A 21564-nucleotide genomic window follows, 5' to 3' on the forward strand; every position below is an offset into this window, starting at 1 on the left:
TTCAGTAAGCTCTTGACCAGCGAATGACTCAACCCGTGTTGCAACGACCATTTGAATCCACGGGTATGGGGGCATGCCCGTTTTCGAAAGGATTTCCCATGAGTTCGAGCCAGTCGATGATCTACGCCCTGCATGAGAACCCCGAATGGTTCGGACCGTTCGGCCGCGCCTTCGAGGCCGAGGGTGTGGACGTGGAGGAGTGGCTGCTCACCGACGGGGTTCTCGACCTGGATTCGGTGCCACCGGAGGGCGTCTTCTGGTCGCGCATCAGCGCGTCCGCTCACACTCGTGATCACGGACTGTCGAAGGATTACGCGCGGGCCGTTTTGGCTTGGCTCGAGGCACACGGGCGTCGCACGGTGAACGGGCGCCGCGTTCTCGAGCTCGAAATGAGCAAGGTCGAGCAGCTTGTGGCGCTCAGGGCCGCCGGCATCGACACCCCGCGCACGGTCGCCGCTGTGGGCCGGTCGCAGATTCTCGACGCCGCCCTCGGGTTCACGGCGCCGTTCATCATCAAGCACAACCAAGGCGGCAAGGGGCTCGGAGTGCGCAAGATCGACAGCCATGACGAGCTCGCCGAGTATGTGAATGGGCCTGATTTCGAGCAGTCGCCGGACGGCATCACGCTCGTGCAGGACTACATTCGGGCGGCCGAGCCGTTTATCACGCGGGCCGAGATCGTGGGCGGTGAATTCATCTACGCGGTGAAAGCCGACACCGCGCGCGGCGGCTTTCAACTCTGCCCAGCGGATGCCTGCGCCATCGACCCGATCACCCGCGAACCGATCATGCCGCACGGGGCCACCATCGCCCCCGTGGCCGGGCAGCAGTTGTTCAGTATGCGGGACGACTTCGACCACACGATCATCGAGAAGTACCTCGAATTCGGACGCCGTGCTGGGCTAGAGGTGTTCGGGATTGAGTTCATCGAGGCGGAGGACGGCCGAGTGCTCACCTACGACGTGAACACGAACACCAACTACAACGCGGTCGTCGAAGCGGCGGCACCGCGCTCCGCCCCGCGGGCCCTCGCCCACTACCTCGGAGGCCTCCGCGCGTAGGCGCGTGAGCACCCGAGCCGACCGATGCGTCAAACTGGCAGTGGGGTGCCACCTGTGCGCCACCTCATGAAGGAGAGCACGTGTTCACCCTGGCTGACCTGCGGATACCCATTATTGCGGCGCCGATGGCGGGCGGGGCGTCCACGCCGACGATGGTCGTGAGCGTGGCGGAGGCCGGCGGGATGGGTTTTCTCGCGGCGGGATACAAAACACCTCAGGTGCTGGCCCAGCAGGTTGGCGCGGTGCGAAGCCGTTCGGGGCATCCGTTCGGAGTCAACGTTTTCGTGCCCCAGGCCCCGGCGAGCGACCTTGCCGGCGTGGAGCGCTACCGGCGTGACCTCGAGCCACGGGCGAAGGCGGCCGGCATCGCACTGCCGCCGACCAGGATCACGGACGACGACGGGTTCGAGGAGAAGATCGCGCTGCTCTGCGAGCTGCGGGTGGCCGTGGTGTCCTTCACGTTCGGGCTGCCGCCCGCCCCTGTAGTCGGTATGCTTCAGGACCTGCGCTCGAGCGTTGTCGCCACCGTGACGTCGGTGGCCGAGGCCCGGCAGGCCGAAGCTCTCGGCGTCGACGCGCTCTGCGTGCAGGGTCCGGAGGCCGGGGGACACCGCGGCACGTTCGTCACGGAGGACGAACCGGGGAAGATTTCGCTACCAGAGCTCGTGGCCACGATTCACGCCGAGTGTGGACTGCCGATCGTCGGGGCCGGGGGCATCCACTCGGGCGAGCAGATCGCGGCGCTGCTCGCCGACGGTGCCGCGGCGGTTCAACTCGGAACGGCGTTCCTGCGCACCGACGAGTCCGGCGCGAATGCGGCGCACAAAGACGCCCTCGCCTCGGCCGGCTTCGACCGAACAGTGATCACGCGTGCGTTCTCGGGGCGCGCGGCCCGTGGCCTGCTCAACTCGTTCATTGTCGAGCACGGCGCCGGGACCCCGCGCGCCTACCCGCAGGTGCATCACCTGACGGCGCCTCTTCGAGCGGATGCCGCCCGCCGCGCCGACCCCGACGGCCTCGCCCTCTGGGCAGGCACCGGGTTTCGTGCGGCGCAGCGTGGCCCGGCCGCCGATGTGGTCACCACGCTCTGGCGCGACAGCCGTTCGCGTTAGGAGATCGCGGACGACTTCCTCAACGGGTGCCACGTGCGATTGCGGTCGCGTTTTTCCCGGTCAAATTTTGTTTCGGTACGTCCACTGACAAGGCTGCCGGTACACTCCGGCACAGTGGGTTCCCGGTTCACGTCCGGGGCGCACCATGACGGGCCGGAAGCCTGGGCGACCAGGAATCCGGCTCCTTTTCGAGCCCGGCTCGGGGGCCGTGCCGGCTTCCGGAAACCGGTTCTGCTCAGGAAACCAGGCTGAGCGCGTCGTCTTCGCTGCCCCTGGCCAGGCGGGCAAGGGCCTTCCGGGCGAGGAATCCCCGCACCGTCCACCGATGCCGCCTCGTCCGGGGCTGGAAGTCGGGGACATGGCAGTAGACGGCCTGGCTCATCGGCGACCCCAGGTAGGGTCCGGGTGCGGAGCCCGCGAGCGGAACGAACGGGATGCCGAGATACTCGATCAGTTTGCGCAACGGCACATCGTCGATGATCGATATGAGGTGGTCGATGCCGTGCTGGAGCGCGGAGAGATACATCGCACGATAGAGCTGCACGCTGACGGCACCCGCGCCGCTGCGGTGCTCGGGCAGGACGGCGACCGTCCCGACGTCCCACAGGGCGTCAGGATCGTGGATCGCGTGCTGGACCGCCACGTCGTCCGGCCGAATGCTGAACGGCTCGGATCGGGCATCGTTGAGGCTCTTGAAGCCCCGCGGGGAGTTGCCGATGATCCTCAGCGCGCCGCTCGGCATCCCGGTGCACCGGTCGATCGAAACGAAGAAGACGCTGGCTGACTCGTAGGGCCCATATTCCGCCGTCATCTGCGCTGCATCGTTGCCGAAGGATGCCTCGAAGACGACTCGTTCGATGTGGCGGGCGATGTTGGAGAACGGGCTCCCCCCGGCAATCTCAATGCCGACATAGCGGTATTTCTCCGGCCAGGCGGATGTGAGGGAGGCCAGGAGCTCCACGGTGAGGACCCCGACGTCCTCCGGGGACAGGTCATAGCTTGCGGTGAATTCGGCGCTCTCCTGCACGAAGCGCCGATCGGGCATCAGAATTCCTTGTAGACGGCGTCGTCGCTGCCGAAGAAGTCCTTCGTATAGTCAACCGCGGTGCGCGGATCGAATGCCTTGCAGGTGTAGATGTCCACGCTGTAGAAGAGGATGGGTTGCTCCCAGGCGTAGAAATGCGCTCCCGAGGTTTCCCAGTGCGTCCAGCCGGCCCATCCGAACGCTTCGCTCCGATGGGTCACCGGTTCGATCAGGGCGTTCATGTCCAGGACAGGAGCCAGTCCCGCCAGGTAACGGATGATCTGTTCGGCGCTGATCGCCGCCTTCGGGTAGGCCTCGATCACCAGTCGTTGACGATAAATCGACGGTGCGAGATCAATCATGCAGACAGCCCCCCAAGAACCTGTTCCGGCAGCGAGACGCAGGTCTTCAATCGCCACACAAGCTGAGAGTAGCATCTGGAATGCCCGCTTCTTCCCGGGCGGACGAACGAGCGTTGGGACTAACCTGTGCCGCACGAGGCGAAGGAGCGCGGATGCTGTCGGTCGAGCTGGTTGCGGACGCCTTCGGGCGGGTGAAAGATGCCGTGCATGCCGTGCTCCGCGGCGCCGGACGCGACGTTCCGGTATACCGGCCGGACCCTGGTTCGAACACGGTGGCCTGGCTGATCTGGCACCTCACCCGGGTACAGGACGACCACCTTGCCGAGTTGCGGGGCGCGGAGCAGGTGTGGACCGGCGAGGGCTGGGCGGAACGGTTCGCCCTCCCTTTCGATCCGGCGGCCACGGGCTACGGGCACGGCGCCGACGAAGTGGCCGCCGTTCGACCGGACGCCGCACTCCTGGCCGGCTACCACGACGCCGTGCATGCCCGGACGGTCGACTTTCTCGCGACGCTGACCGAGGCCGACTTCGCCCGGATCGTGGACCCCCGGTGGACGCCGCCGGTCACCCTGGCCGTGCGGCTGGTCAGCGTGATCGAGGACGACCTGCAGCACGTCGGCCAGGCCGCCTATCTGCGCGGACTGGCGGAGCGCGCCGGACACTGACTGGCCTGTCGTTGCGGCTCGGAGCGCCGCGCCACCCGGTGCACTCACGTTCCCGGCCATCCTCAGCCGGCCGTGATCGGCCAGACGCCTCGGCAGGGCTACCGCCGCCAGGAGTACTCGTTCTCCGGCCGCCCGGGAGTGCCATACCGGGCGTTGCGCAGCACAGAGCCCGAGTCGGCCAGGTACTCGAGGTAGCGCCTGGCCGTCACCCGGGACATCCCGAGTTCGTCCATCACCTCGCTGGACGAGATCGGCTGAGTGCGGGTCTTCACGAAGTCGACCACGGCGGCGAGGGTTCCCTCGGCCAGCCCCTTGGGCCGGGGCAGCTCGCTGGGCGTACGGAGGCTCGCGAAGGCCTGGTCGACGTCCGTCTGCGAGGTGAGCTCGGACGGGATGCCCAGCTGTAGCCGGAAGTCGCGGTACTGCGCCAGCTTCTGGGCAAAGGTGGCGTACGTGAAAGGCTTGATCAGGTACTGCACGATGCCCGCGGCGACGGCGCCGCGCACGACCTGCAGGTCGCGTACGGCCGTGATCGCGATGATGTCGGTCACCAGCCCGGCCGACCGCATCCGCCGGCTCACGTCCAGGCCGTGCAGATCGGGCAGGGTCATGTCCATCAGGACGAGGTCGATCGGTTGGCCGAGGGAGGCCGCGGCCGAGAGGAGGCGCAGGGCGGTGTGGCCGTCCGTGGCGGTCCCGGCATGCACGAACCCGGTCAGTCGGCCCAGGTAGGCGCTGTGAGCCTCCGCGGCGATGGCCTCGTCCTCGACGACGAGCACCCGGATGTCGGTGTCACGCACGAGAGGTCTCCTCCGCGCCGAGGGGTGCCGTCCTGCCGACTGGGGTCGCCACACCGGGGAGCGTGACGGTGAACACGGCGCCGCGCCGGCGTTGGATTGTGAGGGTGCCGCCGAGGCGGTTCACGGTCTGGCGCACCAGGGCCAGGCCGAGGCCGCGACCGTGTGCGCCCGGTTCCTTCGTGCTGTAGCCATGGCGGAGGATGTCCGCCACGGCATCGGGATCGACTCCCGGGCCGCTGTCCGACACCTCGATGACGACACCGCCGCTCGCCGTGCTCACCGCCAGGTGCACCTCGCGGGGCGGTTCGCCGCCCGCAGCGGCGTCGAGCGCGTTGTCGACCAGGTTTCCGACCACCGTGACCAGGTCCTGGATGGACAGGCCGGAGCCGGCCAGGGCGCCCGAGGCCTCGACGGTGAGGCGGATGCCCCGCTCGGCGGCCTGGGCGAACTTGCCCATCAGCAGGGCGCTGAGCACGGGCTCGTCGACGGAACCGATCATCTCGTCGGTGAGCCGCTGGCTGACCTCGAGGTCCTTCGTGGCGAAGTCGAGGGCCTCCGGCACGCGGCCCAGTTCCATCAGGGACACGATGGTGTGCAGCCGATTGGCGTGCTCGTGGGTCTGCGCACGGAGCGCGTCAGACAGGGTGCGCATCGAGGCCAGTTCGCTGCCCAGCGACTGAAGCTCGGTGTGGTCGCGGATCGTCGCGACCCACCCCATCGGGATCGGGCGGTGGCGGATGCCCGCCGGGGGTGCCAGCGCGGGCTGCTGGCTGACCACGAGCACCCGGGTGTCGGTCAGGTGGATCTCGTCGACCGCGTTCCGGCCGCTCCGTAGGAGTTCGCCGAGGCCGGCCGGAAGCTCGAGCTGGGCGAGGGTCGGGGTGCCGGGGGCGGTCGCGTGCCCCGGCGGCTGGACAGGGATGCCGAGCAGTCGGGCCGCCTGGTCGTTGTAGAGCACGATCTCACCGGTGAGGTCCGTGAGCACCAGACCCTCTCGCACGGAGTGCAGCACCGAGTCGTAGTAGACGAAAAGCTGCGCGAGCTGCTCCGGACCCCAACCCAGGGTGACCCGGCGAAGGTAGCGACCGAGCAGCCAGGTGGCGACCGAACCGGCCAGTAGCAGGGCAAGCGCCAGGCCGAGCACGGCGGGGAGCCTGGCGCTGAGTGCGATCGACAGGTTGCTCGTCTTGACGCCGGCTGCGACCATGGCGCGCACGACCCCCTGGTCGTCGATCACGGGCACGATGGCCCGCACCGACGGCCCGAGCGTGCCGGTCGTCACCTCGGTAAACGCCGTGCCGGCCAGGGCCTTTTCGATCGCGCCGATGTAGGGCCGGCCGATCTCGGATGCCGTGGGGTGTGTCCACCTGGTGCGGTCCGGTGCCATGATCGTGATGAAGTCGAGGTTGCCATCGCGGGTGACCTGCCGGGCATACGGCTGCAGGAGTGCGCTGGGGTCGGCGGAACGGCTGGCCTCAAGGACGAACGGGTTCTCGGCGATGGCGGTGGCGACCGACAACATTCGTTGCTTGGTCTCGGCGTAACCGCGGTCCCGGGCGTCGACGAACGACGCGACACCCACGAACAGGGCGGCGACCACGATGAACAGGGCGTGCGCCACGAACAGGCGCCGGGCGATGCTCCAATCGTGACCCATCGCATTCGCCTCCCTGGCATTCGCGTCGTGAACAGTATGACCGCAAGCGTGACGGGCGCCGCCTCGTCGACCAGTGTGAAACACAGCACGGATTGTCGTCGGCGCCTCGCGCCCGCCTCAAGCCTAGACACTAGACAAAGGAGTCTTCCATGGCATCACCGCGAGCATCTCGCGCCGGCAAGTCGGCGAAACGGATCGATAAGTCCCACTACCTCTACCTGGCGGTCATCATCGCCGTCGTGCTCGGCGTCGTCGTCGGGTTGGTCTTCGGCGGCTCCGACGGGTTCGCCGTGTCACTCAAGCCGCTCGGTGATGTCTTCATCGCCCTGATCAAGATGATGATCTCGCCGATCATCTTCTGCACGATCATCCTCGGCATCGGGTCGATCGCCAAGGCGGCCACGGTCGGCAAGATCGGCGGGCTGGCACTTGGCTACTTCCTCGTCATGTCCACGTTCGCCCTCGCCATCGGCCTGCTGGTCGGCAACCTGATCCAGCCCGGTGCCGGCCTCAACCTCAAACCGGCCGCCTATGCCGCTCCGGTGGTCGCGGACTCGCAGGGCTTCCTGCTCGGCATCATCCCGACGACGTTGTTCTCCGCGCTCACAGCCGGGAACATCCTGCAGACGCTCCTCGTCGCGCTGATCGCCGGTTTCGCACTGCAGAAGATGGGCAAGGCAGGCAAGCCGATCCTCGAGGGCATCGCCCACGTTCAGGCGCTCGTCTTCCGCATCCTGATAATGGTGATGTGGCTTGCGCCGATCGGCGCCTTCGGCGCGATCGCGGCGGTCGTCGGCTCCACCGGCATCCAGGCCGTGGTCAGCCTCTTCACTCTGATGGGTGCGTTCTATCTGACCTGCGCCCTGTTCATCGTTGTCATCCTCGGCGGACTGCTCAAGATTGTCACGGGCGTCAACATCTTCAAGCTGATGCGCTACCTCGGCCGGGAGTACCTGCTCATCTTCTCCACTTCGTCCTCCGAGGCCGCCCTACCTCGACTGATCGCCAAGATGGAGCACCTGGGAGTGTCCAAGCCCGTCGTCGGCGTCACCGTCCCCACCGGTTACTCCTTCAACCTCGACGGCACCGCCATTTACCTGACCATGGCGTCGCTGTTCATCGCCACCGCGATGAACCAGCCGCTGCAGCTGGGGGAGCAGATCGGGCTGCTCGTCTTCATGATCATCGCCTCCAAGGGTGCGGCCGGGGTCTCCGGCGCGGGCCTGGCCACCCTTGCTGCCGGGCTGCAGGCCCACGCCCCGCAGCTGCTCGACGGGGTCGGCTTCATCGTGGGCATCGACCGGTTCATGTCCGAGGCCCGCGCGCTGACCAACTTCACCGGCAACGCGGTGGCCACCGTGCTGATCGGGTCGTGGACCAGGGAGATCGACCGCGCCCAGGTCGACCGGGTTCTCGACCGCCAGGACCCGTTCGATGAGACCACCATGATCGCGCACCACGGGGCGCCGGCTGTGCCGGTCGCACCGGCCGCACAGTCGGACGAAGCACGGACGCCGGAGCTCGCCGGAGCCTCGACGGCCGCACGCTGACCGGGCCGCGGACGCCCGGCATGAGCCGGGCATCCGCGGGGCTCTTCCGCCCGCCGCCTTCCGCCCGCTGCCTCGCGGTCGTCGGAGGCGGCGCGGTCGTGCAACGGGTAGACAAGAAAAGCCATTTCACCCCCAAAAAGGGGGATTGTGGTAGGGTGATCCATGGTCTAACGACCCTTCACCAGAACGCGAACACGAAGCCGCCAGCCTAGTCGGCCGTGGGCGTATGGTGAGGCTCTGATGGAGTCGACCCCATGGTCGCCCCAGCCCACGCCGGAATGGTGCCGGGCCGGTCACGGCCCACCCGTTCGACACAGCGTGCACCTGTTCGTCGGCCGTGACAACGGCTGCGCCGCCGTGCATCGGAGAATCCGTGACCGAAACCATTGCCGTCAAGGCTGATCGACTGTACAAAGCGTTCGGGCGCCGCCCGCACGAGATGGTCAAGAAACTGACCGGCGGAGCCAGCCGCGACGAGGTGGCCTCCCTGGGCACCGCCGCCGTCATCGACGCCTCCTTCGAGGTGCGACGCGGAGAGATCTTCGTCGTGATGGGGCTGTCCGGCTCGGGCAAGTCCACCCTCATCCGCATGCTCAACGGCCTGCTCGACGCGAGCTCCGGCACCGTGACGGTCGCCGGGCAGTCGATCACGGGGATCCCCGCCAAGCACCTGCGCGAGGTGCGCCGCCACAACGTGTCCATGGTGTTCCAGCACTTCGCACTGCTGCCGCACCGAACCGTCATCGACAACGTGGCCTACGGGCTCGAGGTGCAGGGCGTCGCCCGCGCCGAACGCCTGGAGCGTGCGAGCACCATCATCGGCCTGGTCGGCCTCGACGGCTGGGCCGACAGTCTGCCCTCCGAACTTTCCGGTGGCATGCAGCAACGCGTGGGCCTCGGCCGTGCGCTCGCCGCCGACACCGACGTGCTTCTGATGGACGAGGCGTTCTCCGCACTCGACCCGTTGATCCGCCGCGAAATGCAGGAACAGCTGATCGAGCTGCAGGCCGAGCTCGGCAAGACCATCATCTTCATCACTCACGACCTCAACGAGGCGATGTTCCTCGGCGACCGGATCGCGGTGATGCGCGACGGACGCATCGTGCAGATCGGCACGCCGGAGGAGATCCTGACCGACCCGGCCAATGACTACGTTGCCCAGTTCGTGCAGGATGTCGACCGCGCCCGCGTGCTGACCGCGGCGAGTGTGATGGAACCGGTGCGCAGTGTCGTGACGATCACGGCCGGCCCCAGGGCAGCACTGCGCACCATGCGGGACCTGCAGACGTCCGCGACGTTCGTGCTGAACCGTGACCGCAGTTTCGCCGGGGTCGTCCGGGACCGTGACGTGCTGCGCCAGGTCAAGGCGGGTGAGACCGACCTGCGCGCCATCATCCGCGGCGATGCCACCTCCGTCACTCCGGACACCCCGCTGGTCGACCTGGTCGAACCGTCGGTCGGCAGCGACCTGGCAATCGCCGTGGTCGATGAAAAGAACCGGCTCCTCGGTGTGATCCCCCGGGTGACCCTGCTGGCGGCCCTCGGCAACGTCAGCACCAACACGGGCGAACTGCCCGTGATCGAGCCGCCGGCCACCATCTCCAACAAGGTGATCACCGAAACCCTGCGCGACACCGCTCTGGAAGGAGCCGACCTGTGAACGACTTCCGACTTCCCCTGGGCACCATCGTCGAGGGTCTCATCAACTACATCACCGAAACGTTCGGCTTCCTCTTCGACTTCATCCGCGCCGTCTTCAAGGGTGCTTTCGAGCTCGTCGACGTGCTCCTCGTCTCACCGCCGTTCTGGGTGATCATCGTGGTTGCCGCGGCACTGGCCTACTTCACCCGCGGCTGGAAGTTCACCCTCGGCACCGTGGCCGGCCTCCTTGTGATCCTCGGCGTCGACCAATGGGAAAACGCCATGGACACCCTGGCCCTGGTTCTCGTTGCCAGCATCCTCGCCATCGTCTTCAGCGTGCCGCTGGGGATCCTGGCGGCCAAGTCGAAGGTCGCCTCGAGCATCATCAAGCCGATCCTCGACTTCATGCAGACCATGCCCGCCTTCGTCTACCTGATTCCGGCGCTCATCCTGTTCCGGGTCGGCGTCGTCCCCGGCATCGTCGCGACCATCATCTTCGCGATGGCACCCGGAGTGCGGCTCACCGAGCTCGGCATCCGCGGCGTCGACCACGAGGTCGTCGAGGCCGGCCAGGCCTTCGGCGCGTCGCCGTGGCGCATCCTGCGGCAGATTCAGCTTCCCCTGGCCATGCCGACGATCATGGCCGGCATCAACCAGGTCATCATGCTTTCCCTGTCGATGGTCGTCATCTCCGGAATGGTCGGTGCCGGCGGTCTCGGCGCCGAGGTCGTAGCCAGCCTGAACCGGATCGACGTCGCGCTCGGCTTCGAAGCGGGCCTGGCCGTGGTGATCCTCGCGATCTACCTCGACCGGTTGACCGCTGCCCTCGGAACGGGCGGCACGCCGCTGGGCCGGTTCTTCGGTTCCCTTCGCCGTCGGCCTCGAGCCGTCACTGCGCCGGGAGACGGGGTTCCGGCTCGCATGAACGAGCCGGTAGCGGTCTGACCCTGCCTTTCCCGGATGCCGTCGCATCCGCTCCGCGCGGCCTCGCCGCGCACTTTCCAGCGTCAATCGGTCGCCCACAGCGGCGACAAGTAAGGAAAAACGATGAAGAACCGTTCGAAAACAATGATCGCCATCGGAACCGTCGGGATCCTCGCCCTCACCGGGTGCAGCGCAGCCGACTCGAGTGTCGGCCACGGCAACAAGGACAAGAAGAACATGACCATCGCCGTGTTCAACGGCTGGGATGAGGGCGTCGCCGCCTCCGAACTGTGGAAGGCGATCCTCGACAAGAAGGGCTACAACGTCAAGCTCGAAGAAGCGGATGTGGCGCCGGTGTTCTCCGGTCTCTCGACCGGCGACTACGACGCCACTCTCGACGTCTGGCTGCCCGACACGCATGCCTCCTACCTCAAGGAGTACGGTGACGACATCGTCGACCTCGGCGCGTGGAACGACAAGGCGAAGCTCACCATCGCGGTGAACGCCGACGCCCCGATCGACTCCCTCGCCGAACTCGCCGCGAACGCCGACAAATTCGGCAACCGGATCGTGGGCATCGAACCGGGCGCAGGCCTGACGGCCGCAACGACCGACAAGGTCATCCCCGCCTACGACCTGAAGAAGATGGACTTCGTCACTTCGTCGACCGCCGCGATGCTCACCGAGCTGACCGCGGCCACCAAAGCCGGCGAGAACATCGTCGTCACCCTGTGGCAGCCGCATTGGGCGTACAGCGCCCTGCCGATCAAGACGCTCGAAGACCCTGAGGGTGCACTGGCCGCAACCGAAAGCCTGCACACCTACGCCAAATCCGACTTCAAGAAAGACTTCCCAAAGGCCGCGGGCTGGCTCTCGGGCTACAAGATGGACCTCGACCAGCTGCAGTCGCTCGAGGACGCAATGTTCGTCAAATACGACGGTAGCGACTACGGCCCTGTGGTGGCGAAGTGGATTTCCGAGCACCAGGACTACGTCGACTCGCTCACCAGCAAGTAACGTAGGGTCCCGGTTCAGCCGAACGCCCCCGTCGATCTCGACGGGGGCGTTCCTCGTCCACGCGGGCGGATGGGAACGGGCCGCAGGTCCGGGGCCTCCCGGGCCGGGCAGGTTCGGTTAGTCTCGGAATTAGCGCCATCGTGGGCGCCCTACCGGCGGAGGCCGTTGACAATGCCCGACCTGGTCGTGACGCAGTCCCTGGCCGGTGCGGCGAGCCGCCGGGCCGAAGATGTGTTGCATGACCTGGGGTCGTCCGCCCCCGGACTCAGCGCGGCGGACGCGGCAGGCCGGCTGATCGTGAACGGGCCCAACGCTGTCCGCACCCACAAGGCCGGCGTCTGGTCCGTGATGTGGCGGCAGCTGCGCAGCCCCATCCTGATCCTGCTCATCATCACCGCCGGTCTCTCCCTGTTCCTCGGTGACGTCACCAATTCGATCGTGATCGGGGTGATTCTCCTGGCCAGCGTCGGGCTGGGCTTCAGCAACGAATACCGGGCGGAGCTCGCGGCGGAGGCGCTGCACAGCCGGGTCACGCACCGGGCCGTCGTGCTGCGCGGCGGTGCCCCGGTGCAGGTCGACGTCGTGGAGATCGTCCCGGGCGATGTCGTGCACCTCGGGCTCGGGGTCATCGTCCCCGCCGACATCAGGCTGCTCACCTGCGAAGACCTGCTCTGCGACGAGAGCATCCTCACCGGTGAATCACTCCCCGTGTCGAAAGACCCGGCGCCCGTCGCGGCGGGCGGGGCGCTGGACGAACTCACCTCCTGCATCCTGATGGGCACGGTGATCCAGTCCGGCAGCTGCACCGGGGTTGTCGTCGCCACCGGTGGACGCGCCGAATTCGGCCGGATCGCGCTGGGCCTGGGCGAACGCCAGCCGCAGACCGAGTTCCAGGTGGGTCTGAGACGATTCTCGGTGCTGTTGTTGCAGGTGGCGCTGGCGTTGACCTCGCTGATCCTCATTGCCAATCTGCTGCTGCAGCGTCCGTTGCTCGAATCCCTGCTCTTCTCACTCGCGATTGCCGTTGGGATCACGCCGCAGTTGCTCCCGGCCGTCGTGAGCGCGAGTCTCGCCACCGGCACCAGGCAATTGGCGCGACGCAAGGTGCTGGTGAAACGCCTGGTCTCGATCGAGGACCTCGGCGACATGGACGTCCTGGTCACCGACAAGACCGGGACACTGACCGAGGGGCGGATCGCGTTCACGGTGGCGCTGCCGGCCCGGTCCGGTGATTCGACCTTGGACCTGCTCCGGCTCGGGCTCCTGGCCACCGAGGTGGACTACTCCGCTGGACCGATCTCGACGATCGGGCAGAACCCGCTCGACGCGGCACTCTGGGAGTCGCCGCGGGCCGGTGCGATCGATCTCACCGGGTACCGCCGACTCGACGTCATTCCCTTCGACCACGAACGACGGATGACCAGCGCGCTCGTGACAGGACCCGATGGCGGGGCTCTCCTGGTGACCAAGGGATCGCCGGAGGATGTGTTGCGAGTCTGCACCGGCATCCGCCCGCAGGCACAGGCGCTTCTGGACGAACAATACGATGCCGGCGCCCGGGTCGTCGCCGTTGCCACGCGGGAGGCCACCGGCCGTGCCGGAATCTCCCCGGTCGACGAACGGGATCTCGTCCTCCAGGGCTTCCTCGTGTTCCTGGATCGGCCGAAAGAGAGCGCGCGCGCGTCCCTGGAACGTCTGAACACCCTGGGGATCAGGGTGAAGATCGCCACCGGAGACAACGCCAGGGTCGCCGAGAAGGTCTGCGCCGACCTGGGGCTTGTCTCAGGCGGCACCCTCACCGGCCCCGACATCGACCGTCTGTCCGACTCCGAACTCGGTGCCTCGGCCGAGGAGACGACCATCTTCGCCCGGGTGTCACCCGAACAGAAGGCCCGGGTGATCAGGCTGCTCCGGGAGAACGGGCGCGCGGTGGGATTCCTCGGAGACGGGGTGAACGACGCGCTGGCCCTTCACGACGCCGACATCGGCATCTCGGTGGACAGCGCCACGGATGTCGCCAAGGACGCCGCGGATGTCGTGCTGCTGGACAAGGATCTCGGTGTGCTCGCCGACGGGGTGATGGAGGGCCGGCGGATCTTCGCCAACACCATCAAATACGTGCTGATGGGCACGTCCAGCAACTTCGGGAACATGTTCAGCGCCGCGGCGGCGTCCGTGGCGCTCAGCTTCCTTCCCATGCTCCCCGGCCAGATTCTGCTGAACAACCTGCTGTATGACGCGGGCCAGCTGGCCATCCCTGGCGACCACGTCGACAAGGAGCAGCTGTTGGCGCCCGCTCACTGGAACATCGCGTTCATCCGACGGTTCATGCTGTTGTTCGGTCCGATCAGCTCCCTGTTCGATTTCGCGACGTTCGCACTCATGCTGGGGGTCTTCCAGGCGGCGCCGGGGGAGTTCAGGGCCGGATGGTTCATCGAGTCGCTGGCCACCCAGACCCTGATCATCTTCGCGATCAGGACCCGGCGGGTCCCCTTCCTGCTCAGCAGACCGTCACTCGGGCTGACGGCAGCGGCCATCGCGGTGGTGGCAACCGGCGTGTTCCTTCCATTTTCACCGCTGGCGGAGTTGCTCGGGTTCGAGCCGTTGCCGATGCCGTTCTTCCTGGCGCTGGCTGGGATGACGGTGCTGTACCTGGTGCTGGTGGAGCTTGCCAAGGCGTGGTTCTTCTCCCGGGCGGCTCAGCAGCCGGCAGGCGTGCGCCAGCGGCCGGCCAGTCACCAGATCGGGCGGCGGGCGGCGCGGTTCAGCATCACGGCGCCGGTCGCGGTAGTCGGAGCCGTTCGATGGCGACGGTCCAGGCGGTCCAAACGGTCCAGGTCGTCCAGGCGCAACGGCTGATCGCGACCGACGGAGTGCGCGGTGAAGGGTCGATCCGACCGAGGCTCAGCGCCGAAGAGTCGGCACGATCGCGCCGGCCCATTCGGCGGCCTTGTCGAGTTCGCCCGCGGCCAGGGGACCTTCGCGTCCATCGACAATGAAGCCGTGGGGTTTGGCCACGATGTGGGCGCCGGCGCGTTCCAGGGCGTGGGAGATCTTCCCAGCCGCGTCGCCGTGGATGAACAGCCGCACGCGGGTGTCGAATGCCGCTGCCCTCACGCCGTGCAGCATGCCGACGCCGAGCTGGGCGAGGAAGGCCTGCATCCGCGGTGAGGGCCTCCAGCCGATGACGGGGCAGCCGACGACGAGGAGCTCGACACCGGTGAGGCGCTCGGCGGTGAGGCCGGAGACGGAGACAACGGCGGCTTCCGCACCGAGTTCCACGGCGATCTGCTCGGCCACAATTCTCGTGTTGCCGTAGTTGGAGTCGTAAACGACGAGTGTGCTCATGGTGGAACCTCCAGCGATCGGGTTCGGGTAGGTGCTGGTGTGACCAGTGTGGCCCCGCTGGATGGGCGCGGCAAGGGCGTGCGCGGGCCAGGAGCGCGGCTACTACCGTGTCAGGCTGCGCCGAGCTCCCGCACCTGGCGCAGCCAGTCGGCCTGCAGCGGGAGGTCGAGATCCGATCTGCTGCGGAGCTTCACCGAACAGAGCTTGCCGGAGCCGGCCGCCTCGAGCCGGCCTGAAGGGTCAGTGATGTCCTGGCCCCGCCAGAGCAGGAGAGTGACGTAGGCCGGATACGCCTTGAAACCGGCGACCGGGGTCTTCGCCGCGAGCCAGACCGGGTGGCCGTGCCACATCTGCCCGTCCGCACGCGGCAGCGCCTCGTCGAACTGCGCCTGCAGGGTCCTGCCGATGACGGCCAGATCCTTCGGGAGGGCGTCCAGATACTCTTCGACTGTTGTGGGGGAGGGCATGGTGGGGCTCCTGTCGTCGGCTAGCGGGGGGTCGAATCGGTCAGGAACGCGGCGAGGTCACGGGTGATAGCGGCGGCCACGGCATCCGTCGACACTGTCGCGATACCGTCGCCGACCTCCGCTCCGTAGTCGCCGAACCGGGCGTGATTGGCCCCCGGAATCTCCACGAATCTGGCATCCGCGGGGAGCAGTCCTGCGGTGTCGGCGATCTTCCCCGGTGTACTCAAGGCGTCGGCGCTGCCCGTGATGCTCAGCACGGGCAGCTCAGGCCTGGTCAGGGGCGCCGCGCAATAGCTCCCGAAGAGCACCAGCCCGGCGACCTCGGGCTGGCCGGCATACAGGCACGCCCTGACTCCGCCGAGGGAATGCCCACCCACCAGCCAGGTCGCCACGCCCGGGGCGACCCGGGTGAACGTGTCAAGCGGCCGCAGGTCGAGGATGGCCAGGTTCAGAACGGGCTTGGCTATGACAACCGTCAGCCCGGTCTCCTCGACCGTTCCGGACAGCTTGTAGAGGTAGGCATACGGGTCCACCCGGGCACCGGGGACGAAGACAAGTCCGACACCGGATGCGCCAGCGCTCGGGGCGAGGACGACCGCGTTCGCGGTGTCGGTGACCGTCACCGCCGGATTGCGAAACACCCGGTCGGCTGCACCCCGCTCCACGGTGCGCACGGTGTTCGCCCAGACCAGGAAGACGACGATGGCGAGCGCGAACGACCCGAGGGCCAACCAGCCGACCAGGCGTAGCCGGTGCAGGATCCGGCCCGGCCGGGCCTCGTCGGTGGTCGCAGTCTGGGACATCGTTCCTCATCCATCGGGCGCGCGGGAGGCGCGGGCTCCCAATCTAGAGCGGATGTGCTCAGTCGTCGAGTCCGCGGGCCACCAAGGCCTCACCGATCGCGTCCGCGGCGTACAACGACCGAACGACCACGGGCACCGCCAGAGCCAGCAGGGAACCCTGGGTGCCCCTGGCCCGCCGCGCTTCGAGCACCTCCGCGACGATCTCGGCGACGAGCGGGATACAGCGCAGGGTGAGCGCGACGAGTAGGCCGACGCGGTCAGCATCGATCCAGCGGCGGAACGGATGCAGCAGCGCCTGGAACCCTTCGAGAACCGCCGTGACCGTCGTTGTGAGGGTGAACAGGGCTGCCATCGCGACCGCGACCACCAAGCGACCGGCCATCATGCCGGCCGTCGTCCAACCGGCGAACAACGCCTGGAGCGGCACGACGATGACCAGGATCCAGAGGATCGGACCGATCTGCTCCCAGGCCGGCCGAGGTGGGATGCCTGCCACGATGTAGAGGACGAAGACGACGCCGAGGGCGACAAGCAGTTGCCGGGGTTGCCCGAGCAGCCCGACGGCGGTCACTCCGACGGACAGCAGCAGCAGCTTGAGCAGGGTCGGCGTGCGGTGAACGATCGACGAGCCCGGGTGGTACAGACCGATCATGACGGCCGGCCCCTCTCTTTTGGCCCCTTCACGCGAGCAGCTCCCGGTAGGCATCGAGGGCCGAATCCGGGGCGCCGTCGAAGGCAACCTCGCCCTCTTCGATCACGACGACCCGGTCGAACCCGGCCAGCAGATCGAGCTGGTGCGTCACAACGATGACCTGCTGGCTCATCTCCCGCAGGAGATCGGTGATGCGCCTCGCGTTCCGGGCGTCGAGGAGCGTTGTCGGCTCGTCCGCCACGACGATTTTCGGCTCGGCCACGAGCACGGCAGCCAGAGCCAGCAGCTGCTTCTGGCCGCCGGAGAGCCGGTGGGCCGGATGATCGGCGTGGGCGCTCAGCCCGAACCGGTCGAGGGCGGCCGCCGTTCGCTCGGCCACCTGCTCGCGGCTCAGCCCCCGTCGACGCAGGGTGAAGGCCACGTCCTCCTGCACCGTCGGCATGACGATCTGGTTGTCAGGGTTGGTGAAGATGAAACCGACCTGTCGGCGCACCTCCCTGGCGTTCCGGGCCACATTGAGGCCGTCCACGGTCACCGTGCCCCTGGTGGGGGTGATCAGCCCGTTGATCATGCGCACAAGGGTGGACTTGCCGGAGCCGTTGGCCCCGACCACCCCGATCCGGTGCTCGCTCAGGTCGAGCCGGATGTCCCGCAGCACGTTTCGATCCCCATAGGAATGGGATACCCCGTCGAACGTGATCCGGGTCATCGACCAGCGCGCCCCTCCACGATCGACGGCTTGCGGCGGAGGGCGCCCGGAATCAGGCCGGGGTAGGCCTTGTGCACCTGGCGGGCGACCAGCACGGTCACGACGGCCTTGGCCAGGTCGCCCGGCAGGAACTTGACGCTGTCGACGAGCGCGGCCCAGAGCGGCAGGCCCAGGTTCATCGCCGTGACCGGCACGCCGAACAGGTAGATCACGATGATCCCGCCGAGGACCGTCGCGCCCAGGGCCGGCCAGAACGGGTACTTCGGGAGCAGCACCGCGGTGAGGTAGCCGATGACCGCCACCCCGGCGAGCCAGCCGTAGATGTAGCCGGCCGACGGCGAGGTCGTGAACCAGACGAGCCCTCCTCGGCCGCCAGAGAGCAGCGGAAGGCCGGCCGCGGTGAGAACGAGGAACAGGAGCACGGCGAAGAAGCCCTTGCGCGCCCCGAGGATCGCTCCGGCGAGCATCACGCCCAGGGTCTGGAACGTGATCGGCACCGCGACGGCTCCGATCGTCAGGGCGCCGGGGAGCCCGAGGGCGGCGATGAGGGCGGCAAAGATGGCGATCTGGGCGAGGTCGCGCACGGTGAGGATACGGGCAGTCATGATCTTCAATCTAGGATTCAGCGCCACCCCGCCGCTGGAGAAGACCTACAAAGAATCGGCCGGATCTCTGGTCTCGGGGCTGGGCGCGGGTGCGGCCGTGGTCCGCGTCGCTCAACACTGCCCCGAACAATGCGCGCCAGGAAGTCATCCTGCCAGCTACGTTGGGCTGATGACCACGCCTATTTCCACGCTCCTGATCCTCGGCGCCGGCGGAGACCTTGCCGGTCGGCTGCTTCTGCCGGCCCTCGGCCAGCTCCTCACCGCCCACCCCGATCGACGGGTTCACCTGATCGGGGCCGGCCGAGAGGAATTCAACTCGGCCGAGTGGCTGGCGAGGCTGACCGCGTCGTTCGCGCTCGGTGAGGGGTCCGGTGCCGCGGTGGAGCACATCCTCGAGACGACGGAGTACCACACCAGCGACCTGGCCAACCCGGCGGAGCTGGAGCGCCTGATCGCCCTGTGCTCCGGCGTACCCGCGATCTATTTCGCCCTGCCGCCCGCCATCGCCGCCGGGGTCTGTGACGCCCTCGCCGACGTCGCCCTCCCCGACGGCACTCAGCTGGCCCTGGAGAAGCCGTTCGGCGTGGACGAACAGGGAGCCACCGCCTTGAATGCCCGCTTGGCCAGGCTCGTTCCGGAGGACCAGATCCACCGGGTCGACCACTTCCTCGGACGCTCCACAGTGCTCAACCTTGTGGGACTGCGGTTCGCGAACCGGATCTTCGAACCGCTCTGGAGCAACATCCACATCGAACGCGTCGACGTCATCTACGACGAACAGCTCGGCCTCGAGGGCCGTGCGGGCTACTACGACCGGGCCGGGGCCATGGTCGACATGATCCAGAGCCATCTCCTGCAGGTTCTCGCCGTACTTGCCATGGAACCGCCGTCGTCCCTGGGGGCGGCAGACCTCCGCGACGCGAAGGGCATCGTGCTCCGTGCGACCCGGCTGCGGGGCGGCAGCCCCACCCGATCCAGCAGGCGCGCACGCTACACCGCGGGAACGGTCGACGGGAAGCACCTTCCGGCCTACCTCGACGAGGAGGGCGTTCGGGCGGCCAACGACACCGAGACCCTGGCCGAGGTGACATTCGAAATCGACAACTGGCGGTGGGCGGGAGTGCCGTTCACCCTCCGCTCCGGCAAGGCGCTCGCCGAACGCCGCCGGGAGATCGCCATCACGTTCAAACCAGTACCTCACCTGCCGATCGGGCTGAGCGGGCTGCCGGGACCGACCGTGTTGCGGATCTTCCTCGGGCCGGACGAGATGGCCATCGACCTCAACCTGAACGGGCCGGGAGATCCCCACACCCTCGATCGGGTGCGCCTGGGGGCATCCTTCGGACCCGGCCAGCTACTGGCCTACGGTGAGGTGCTCGAGGGGGTGCTCGACGCAGATCCTGCCCTGTCGGTCCGGGCGGACACCGCGGTGCAATGCTGGCGCATCGTCGCGCCCGTGCTGGCGGCCTGGCACGCCGGGAAGGTTCCTCTGGAGGACTACCCGGCAGGGACTGACGGCCCGGCGGAATGGAAGAAGCTCGGCTGACTGAAGAGGCGCTGCGGAGAGAAGTTCCGCTGGGAGGAGAAGCTAAGCGACGAGGCGAGCGCGGTCCGCCGACTGCGGGGTCGGCTGGGCTGCGGGCTGGGCTGCGGGCTGGGCTGCGGGCTGGGCTGCGGGCTGGGCTGCGGGCTGGGCTGCGGAGAAGGTCGGCAGGCTCACCGGTGCTTTCACGGTTGCTCGCTCGGGTTCAGTGTGCACCGGTTCAGCGTGCACCGGTTCAGCGTGCACCGGTTCAGTCCAGACGGAGATCGGTGCGGGGGTCCATGGCAGCGCGGTGGGCTCGGCGACGACCTCGCCGCGCAGTAACGAGGTCTCAGAGCGCAGGACTGCGGCGAGCGAGGCGGCGATCTGATGGGCCTTGAGTCCGTGGAAGATCACGTCCGTGTCGCTGTCGCTGCGGGGGACGAGCGTCCACTTGCCCTGGGCTCCCACCAGCTGCGACAGTTGGTTGTGCAGGAGGCCGAAAACCTGTTCGTCGCTGAGTTCTGGGACAAGAACGGGTGCGGCAATGACCGGTGCGACGCGACGTCGGCGACCAAACATCGGGGCCCCCTTTCAATCGGCATGTTCAATTGGCACGCTGGTGTTGCTACCAGTGTGCGGCCCGGACGCGGGCTCGACTGGACGACACGCCGCAGGAAACCGCAAGTCAGCTCTCTATTTGCCGCTCTTCGGCGTCTTTCATGACCGTGCCGACGGCGACGGCAGCGCTGAGTGCCCAGCCCAGCCACATCAGGATGAGGCGCCAGTCTCGTGGACCGCTCCTGGTGGCGTGCAGGATGTTCCACCCGCCGGCGACGACGCCGATCATGGCGCTACTGAAGATGAACTTTCGCATGTGAGGGCCTCCTGCCTCCTACGCTACCGGGCTGGGCTGCCTCGTGTTCCCTGCGAGTTGCCAGTGTTTCTGACCGATCGTGCAGAACCTGACCGATCGGTTAACTAGGGTGATGGGGTGCATCCAGAATCTCCCCCGACTCACCCCGTCGTCCCGTCTCCCGTCGAGACCCCGCCGCATCCGGTCACCCGGCTCAGCACCGGCGACGAATTGCGGGCCACCGCGCTGGCCCAGTTCGCGTCGATCGGCTTCGCCGGCACGTCCCTGCAGCAGATCGCCGACGCCGCCGGCTATTCGAAATCGAGCGTCCTCTACCATTTCGCCTCAAAGGAGGCACTGCTGGGGGAGGTCCTCACCCCCGCGATCGACCGGCTGGAGGTCATCCTGGACCGGTTCGTCTCTGCCCCTGACGGTGCCGCGTCACGGCGGCGGTTCGTCGACGACTTCATCGACTTCCTGCTCGAGTTCCGGCTGGAGCTGCACACCTTCATCAACCAGGCCCAGTCCCTTCGCGGCATCCCGGTCATCGACCGGGCGGGCGTGCTGATCGTGCGCCTCTCCGACACCCTCTGCCACGATGGCGCCAGCACGGAAGACCGCATCCGCTTTGGAATCGCCCTCGGCGGCGCCGCCTACACCCTTGTTGCGGGGATGACCTTCCTCAACAAGGACATCGCCCCCGCGGACGAGATCCGACAGGCCCTCGCCGTCGTGATCGCCGAGCTCCTCGCCCCCGTCGCCGTCCACACCTCCCAGTCCCGGAAGTAG

22 protein-coding genes are annotated in these 21564 nt (G+C 67.6%); 10 read left to right on the forward strand and 12 right to left on the reverse strand.

Translation table 11 applies throughout. The features are described from left to right. The first annotated feature begins 98 nt into the window (after window positions 1-98). Both E3O19_RS16310 and E3O19_RS16315 read left to right on the forward strand, forming a co-directional pair. On the forward strand, window positions 99-1061 hold the full coding sequence (locus tag E3O19_RS16310; RefSeq protein ID WP_134569333.1) for an ATP-grasp domain-containing protein: 963 nt from the start codon (window positions 99-101) through the stop codon (window positions 1059-1061). 80 nt (window positions 1062-1141) lie between these two features. Continuing rightward, the gene (locus tag E3O19_RS16315) at window positions 1142-2173 is read left to right on the forward strand and encodes an NAD(P)H-dependent flavin oxidoreductase (RefSeq protein ID WP_134569334.1); all 1032 of its coding nucleotides are present in this window, start codon (window positions 1142-1144) and stop codon (window positions 2171-2173) included. A gap of 235 nt (window positions 2174-2408) precedes the next feature. Here the strand turns inward: E3O19_RS16315 and E3O19_RS16320 are convergent, their stop codons facing one another. Both E3O19_RS16320 and E3O19_RS16325 read right to left on the reverse strand, forming a co-directional pair. Next, a complete protein-coding gene (locus E3O19_RS16320) occupies window positions 2409-3218 on the reverse strand; it encodes a hypothetical protein (protein ID WP_134569335.1) in 810 nt (269 codons plus the stop codon). Further along, window positions 3218-3559 carry an S-adenosylmethionine decarboxylase gene (locus tag E3O19_RS16325; RefSeq protein WP_134569336.1) on the reverse strand — a complete coding sequence of 114 codons (342 nt, stop codon included), beginning with the start codon at window positions 3557-3559 and terminating at the stop codon, window positions 3218-3220. Before E3O19_RS16325 ends, E3O19_RS16320 begins: the two co-directional genes overlap by 1 nt. A 152-nt stretch (window positions 3560-3711) precedes the next feature. Between E3O19_RS16325 and E3O19_RS16330 the strand changes: the two genes are divergently transcribed. Continuing rightward, entirely contained in the window at window positions 3712-4224 is a 513-nt protein-coding gene (locus tag E3O19_RS16330) for a mycothiol transferase (protein ID WP_134569337.1), read from the forward strand. 98 nt (window positions 4225-4322) lie between these two features. On the opposite strand, the gene E3O19_RS16335 is transcribed toward E3O19_RS16330, so the two are convergent. Beyond that, window positions 4323-5024, reverse strand: coding sequence for a response regulator (locus E3O19_RS16335; RefSeq protein ID WP_134569338.1), 702 nt, complete (start codon window positions 5022-5024; stop codon window positions 4323-4325). Then, the gene (locus E3O19_RS16340) at window positions 5017-6681 is read right to left on the reverse strand and encodes a sensor histidine kinase (protein WP_134569339.1); all 1665 of its coding nucleotides are present in this window, start codon (window positions 6679-6681) and stop codon (window positions 5017-5019) included. The genes E3O19_RS16335 and E3O19_RS16340 overlap by 8 nt, the downstream gene beginning before the upstream one ends. A gap of 149 nt (window positions 6682-6830) precedes the next feature. Here E3O19_RS16340 and E3O19_RS16345 point away from each other — a divergent pair, with 149 nt between their 5' ends. The 5 genes from E3O19_RS16345 to mgtA all read left to right on the forward strand — a co-directional run bounded on the left by E3O19_RS16345 (window position 6831) and on the right by mgtA (window position 14672). Then, on the forward strand, window positions 6831-8231 hold the full coding sequence (locus E3O19_RS16345) for a cation:dicarboxylate symporter family transporter (RefSeq protein ID WP_134569340.1): 1401 nt from the start codon (window positions 6831-6833) through the stop codon (window positions 8229-8231). 373 nt (window positions 8232-8604) lie between these two features. Then, window positions 8605-9891, forward strand: a complete 1287-nt coding sequence (locus E3O19_RS16350) for a quaternary amine ABC transporter ATP-binding protein (RefSeq protein ID WP_241981446.1) — start codon at window positions 8605-8607, stop codon at window positions 9889-9891. Continuing rightward, complete coding sequence (locus E3O19_RS16355; RefSeq protein WP_134569341.1) at window positions 9888-10817, forward strand: ABC transporter permease; 930 nt, start codon at window positions 9888-9890, stop codon at window positions 10815-10817. The genes E3O19_RS16350 and E3O19_RS16355 overlap by 4 nt, the downstream gene beginning before the upstream one ends. A gap of 102 nt (window positions 10818-10919) precedes the next feature. After that, a complete protein-coding gene (locus E3O19_RS16360; RefSeq protein ID WP_134569342.1) occupies window positions 10920-11813 on the forward strand; it encodes a glycine betaine ABC transporter substrate-binding protein in 894 nt (297 codons plus the stop codon). Between the two features lie 171 nt (window positions 11814-11984). Then, window positions 11985-14672, forward strand: coding sequence for a magnesium-translocating P-type ATPase (mgtA, locus tag E3O19_RS16365; RefSeq protein ID WP_174776954.1), 2688 nt, complete (start codon window positions 11985-11987; stop codon window positions 14670-14672). A gap of 45 nt (window positions 14673-14717) precedes the next feature. Here mgtA and E3O19_RS16370 read toward each other — a convergent pair whose 3' ends face one another. The 6 genes from E3O19_RS16370 to E3O19_RS16395 form a co-directional block, all read right to left on the reverse strand. Continuing rightward, window positions 14718-15161 (reverse strand): flavodoxin family protein, encoded by a 444-nt coding sequence (locus E3O19_RS16370; RefSeq protein WP_134569344.1) that lies wholly within the window; start codon window positions 15159-15161, stop codon window positions 14718-14720. Window positions 15162-15271: 110 nt separating this feature from the next. Further along, window positions 15272-15628 carry a DUF1801 domain-containing protein gene (locus E3O19_RS16375; RefSeq protein WP_134569345.1) on the reverse strand — a complete coding sequence of 119 codons (357 nt, stop codon included), beginning with the start codon at window positions 15626-15628 and terminating at the stop codon, window positions 15272-15274. A 20-nt stretch (window positions 15629-15648) separates the two neighbouring features. Beyond that, complete coding sequence (locus E3O19_RS16380) at window positions 15649-16431, reverse strand: alpha/beta hydrolase (protein WP_134569346.1); 783 nt, start codon at window positions 16429-16431, stop codon at window positions 15649-15651. Between the two features lie 58 nt (window positions 16432-16489). After that, window positions 16490-17083, reverse strand: a complete 594-nt coding sequence (locus tag E3O19_RS16385) for an energy-coupling factor transporter transmembrane component T family protein (protein WP_134569347.1) — start codon at window positions 17081-17083, stop codon at window positions 16490-16492. Window positions 17084-17111: 28 nt separating this feature from the next. Further along, complete coding sequence (locus E3O19_RS16390) at window positions 17112-17792, reverse strand: energy-coupling factor ABC transporter ATP-binding protein (protein ID WP_134569348.1); 681 nt, start codon at window positions 17790-17792, stop codon at window positions 17112-17114. Next, window positions 17789-18397 carry a biotin transporter BioY gene (locus E3O19_RS16395; RefSeq protein ID WP_134569349.1) on the reverse strand — a complete coding sequence of 203 codons (609 nt, stop codon included), beginning with the start codon at window positions 18395-18397 and terminating at the stop codon, window positions 17789-17791. The genes E3O19_RS16390 and E3O19_RS16395 overlap by 4 nt, the downstream gene beginning before the upstream one ends. Window positions 18398-18566: 169 nt before the next feature. Between E3O19_RS16395 and E3O19_RS16400 the strand changes: the two genes are divergently transcribed. Continuing rightward, window positions 18567-19943 (forward strand): glucose-6-phosphate dehydrogenase, encoded by a 1377-nt coding sequence (locus E3O19_RS16400; protein ID WP_134569374.1) that lies wholly within the window; start codon window positions 18567-18569, stop codon window positions 19941-19943. Window positions 19944-19985: 42 nt separating this feature from the next. Here the strand turns inward: E3O19_RS16400 and E3O19_RS16405 are convergent, their stop codons facing one another. Continuing rightward, window positions 19986-20501, reverse strand: a complete 516-nt coding sequence (locus E3O19_RS16405) for a hypothetical protein (protein ID WP_134569350.1) — start codon at window positions 20499-20501, stop codon at window positions 19986-19988. Between the two features lie 106 nt (window positions 20502-20607). After that, window positions 20608-20796, reverse strand: coding sequence for a hypothetical protein (locus E3O19_RS16410; protein ID WP_134569351.1), 189 nt, complete (start codon window positions 20794-20796; stop codon window positions 20608-20610). 117 nt (window positions 20797-20913) lie between these two features. Between E3O19_RS16410 and E3O19_RS16415 the strand changes: the two genes are divergently transcribed. After that, window positions 20914-21564 carry a TetR/AcrR family transcriptional regulator gene (locus tag E3O19_RS16415; protein ID WP_134569352.1) on the forward strand — a complete coding sequence of 217 codons (651 nt, stop codon included), beginning with the start codon at window positions 20914-20916 and terminating at the stop codon, window positions 21562-21564.

The sequence above is a fragment of the Cryobacterium algoritolerans genome (assembly GCF_004402785.1).
Classification (GTDB): Bacteria; Actinomycetota; Actinomycetes; order Actinomycetales; family Microbacteriaceae; genus Cryobacterium; species Cryobacterium algoritolerans.